2 protein-coding genes and 3 tRNA genes are annotated in these 3,405 nt (G+C 40.6%); 1 reads left to right on the forward strand and 4 read right to left on the reverse strand.

What is annotated here, in order from left to right; genetic code table 11:
• Positions 1–635: 635 nt before the first annotated feature.
• On the forward strand, positions 636–1,412 hold the full coding sequence (locus AB4Z50_RS35730; protein WP_441887233.1) for a MerR family transcriptional regulator: 777 nt from the start codon (positions 636–638) through the stop codon (positions 1,410–1,412).
• Positions 1,413–1,548: 136 nt separating this feature from the next.
• Here the strand turns inward: AB4Z50_RS35730 and AB4Z50_RS35735 are convergent, their stop codons facing one another.
• The 4 genes from AB4Z50_RS35735 to AB4Z50_RS35750 all read right to left on the reverse strand — a co-directional run bounded on the left by AB4Z50_RS35735 (position 1,549) and on the right by AB4Z50_RS35750 (position 3,333).
• Positions 1,549–2,823: an ATP-binding protein gene (locus AB4Z50_RS35735; RefSeq protein WP_441887235.1), complete on the reverse strand. Its 1,275-nt coding sequence runs from the start codon at positions 2,821–2,823 to the stop codon at positions 1,549–1,551.
• A gap of 254 nt (positions 2,824–3,077) precedes the next feature.
• Positions 3,078–3,157, reverse strand: a tRNA-Leu gene (locus AB4Z50_RS35740).
• Positions 3,158–3,175: 18 nt separating this feature from the next.
• Positions 3,176–3,251 (reverse strand) — tRNA-Lys (locus AB4Z50_RS35745).
• Between the two features lie 6 nt (positions 3,252–3,257).
• Positions 3,258–3,333, reverse strand: a tRNA-Val gene (locus AB4Z50_RS35750).
• Between the last annotated feature and the right edge of the window lie 72 nt (positions 3,334–3,405).

The following is a 3,405-nucleotide window of genomic DNA, read 5'->3' on the forward strand; positions in this document are numbered from 1 at the left end:
TTTATCGCTTTTCTCACGATTCGTTAGAATCGTAAGGGCAGTTATTACTCGTTGTTCAGTTTTCAAAGAGCAATCTATTCTTTCGTTTGTCATGCTTGTTTTGCTTGCTGTCCGCGTGTGTCTCTCGGCCAGAAATAGAATATACCATGCATTCACCCATTAATGCAAGTCTTTTTTGAAATTAATTTATAATAATCTTTATTTACATATGTAAAACCCTTTCTATACAGCTGTAATGCCTATGTTTACTACAATAAAGCATGTAAATACATGATTCCATCTTTAAAGAAGAAGAATAACATTAATTATAAATGGATATCGTTTACAGCGCAAATGAACAACTCTTTAACATTCTCAATCATAACTGCTTTCCATCCATTTTATAATGCTATATCGCTCTCCATCGCTGGATAACATTATTTTCAACAATAGCATTCTCGGCTATACAACAATTCCTCGTTAATTGTGAATAGAGTTTACTTACTTCAATAAACAGAATAATTACATGAAAGACATTAGTTCATCCTCCAATTCCACACTGGTTAAATCCTTTACTATTGCTCTTGCGTTATAAAAAAACAGTTGACCTTCACGTTGCGTGAAGGTGTACGATGATGTTGTCAGGAGGTGAACACATGGAATATACCATACAAAAGCTAGGTCGATTAGCTGGAATTAGTACACGTGCGCTGCGTTATTATGATGAGATCGACATGCTTAAACCTGCACGGTTGAATTCTTCAGGCTATCGCATTTATGGGCAAGCGGAGGTTGATCGGCTGCAGCAGATTCTATTTTACAAAGAGCTTGGAATCGGATTAGAGGAAATCAAGGCCATCGTGACATCACCTTCCTTTGACGGTGAGAAGGCACTGCTGCAGCATCGACAAAAGCTTTTAGAGAAAAGAGTTCAGCTAGATCAGCTTATCGCTAATGTCGACAAAACATTAGCTCAAAAAGAAGGGAGAATAATAATGGAGAATAAAGAGAAATTCGAAGGTTTTAAGCAACAGCTCATTAATGAGAACGAGAAGAGCTTTGGTAAAGAGATTAGAGAAAAGTACGGAAACGAGCAGGTGGATCTCTCTAACCAAATAATCAAAAACATGACTAAAGAACAGCACACTGAAATCGAAAAGTTAGGGGCCGAGGTCATAAGCGTGCTTGAGGAAGCTTTTGCAACTGGTGATCCCGCTGGTCAGTTAGCACAGAAAGCAGCCGATCTCCATCGACAATGGCTAAGTTTTTATTGGGGCAGCTATACCAAAGAAGCACATGCGGGTGTTGCTCAAATGTATGTAGATGATGAAAGGTTTACAGCCTATTATGATAAAAACCAGCCCGGTGCTGCTGTATTTCTAAGAGATGCCATTCTTATTTATACAAATATGGATACCTCGCTAAATCCATAAAGAAAGGTGTAGGAAGGCATTTGCCTAACTACACCTTCCTTGCTGTTAGTCGAATCTAACAGCTCATATCTGTATGCAGAAATTCACTCTCCGACCTAGTCGGAGGCGATTTGCAGCTCCAATCGAAGATGCTATTCTATTTCATTGTAGGATATAACGGCACACTTAGTGCAAACTCACTTCCAACTCCCTTTGTGCTTTTAAGCGCAAGTTTGCCGCCAAGTAGATTGGTAAGCTGTATGCAAATAGAAAGCCCTAATCCAGTTCCTTCATATTTCCGCTGAATCGTGCTGTCCTCTTGTGAAAATGTATCAAAGACTCGCTGCTGGTTGTCCTCATCTATCCCAATACCGGTGTCCTTTACAACAAATACAATGCAGTCAGTAAGCTTATCCTTGTATACGTGCAAAGCGACATCGCCCTTATCCGTAAACTTAATAGCATTGTTTAATAGATTGCGAATAATTTGGCTCAGCTTTTGCCCATCTGATACTAGCATTTGAGGAGCCTCTTCATCTATTAAAACTTCGAAGCTTAGCTGCTTCTTTTCAGCAAAATGGGCAAATTCATGGTATACCAGCTGCGTAACATCCTCGACGGACACTTCTCCCCAGTTGATATCCATTTTCCCTGCTTCCATCTTGGATAAGTCAAGGATGTCATTAATGATTCGCAGCAATTCGTTACTAGAGCTGTTTATCATATCTGCATACTCAAAATTCTCATTGTGTTCCTGGCTGGCCGTATTCTCACGAATGAGCTCTGAGAGGACAATGATACTATTAAGAGGTGTCCGAAGCTCATGAGACATATTAGAGAGGAAGTCCGACTTGTATTTGGATGACTTCATGATTTGTATCGCTTTGTCTTCAAGCTCCTTCGTTTGCTCCATTAGAAGCAAGTTATTGTCGCGCAGCTCGTCCGCTTGGAGCTGTTCCTTATAAAAATCATTAATAATAAATAAGAATAAGGCACCAAGCAAAATAGAAAGAGGCAGCGTAAAAGGCATAATCTGCTTCAAGTACAACTCACGAGACAGAGCGCCAAAGATCGCGATACCAGTTACCTGTACAATATTGATGGTGAGCAAAGAAATCGTTGCCTTCTTACGATAGCCCCATAACTGGCGTCGTTCGTAAAGCATGACGAGCCCCGCAGCGACGAGTCCCATAATAGCGATATTAATTGATCCCGTTAGTGAGCTTGGTGTTATTCCATTGACAAAAAATCTTGAAGCAGAGATACCAAGTCCAATAATAAAAACATGGCGCGGATCTCGGAACACTAATGTTGCAAAAATAATAGGTACGCCGCGCAAATCGAATAAGGGCCCCTTACCTAATTCTACACCAACCATCATCGTCAGCCAGCCGGATAAAATAAAAGTGACAATCAACAAACTATTTTTCACATTGGAGGAAGCTCGGTTTAGAAAATTCTTATATAGGAGGTTAAAAAGGTAAGCACAAGTGATGAGAATGCTTATATTTGTAAAAAAGGTGACGGAAAAATTCATATATGTCCTCCCTTAGCTGTTTTTATTGTACACGAGGCTAACTCCTTTGACAAAAAAATAGCTCAAAAGCATCTCATTTGAATATCATTTCCTACTTTTGAACAACAAAAAAAGCCTTGCTAAGCAAGACTTCTTTTGTCGTACTATGATGCGCGTAGAGGGACTTGAACCCCCACGGTTGCCCGCTAGATCCTAAGTCTAGTGCGTCTGCCAATTCCGCCATACGCGCGCATCCGAGATTAAAAAATGGTGAGTCATGTAGGATTCGAACCTACGACACCCTGATTAAAAGTCAGGTGCTCTACCAACTGAGCTAATGACTCATACTATGGTGGAGGATGACGGGATCGAACCGCCGACCCTCTGCTTGTAAGGCAGATGCTCTCCCAGCTGAGCTAATCCTCCATGGAAACACTAAAACCCACTGCGAGTGGGAGTCTTGCTTCATTGTGCGTTTTGCACATTGAAAACTGGATA

The organism is Paenibacillus sp. 2TAB26, from assembly GCF_052115145.1.
GTDB lineage: Bacteria > Bacillota > Bacilli > Paenibacillales > Paenibacillaceae > Pristimantibacillus.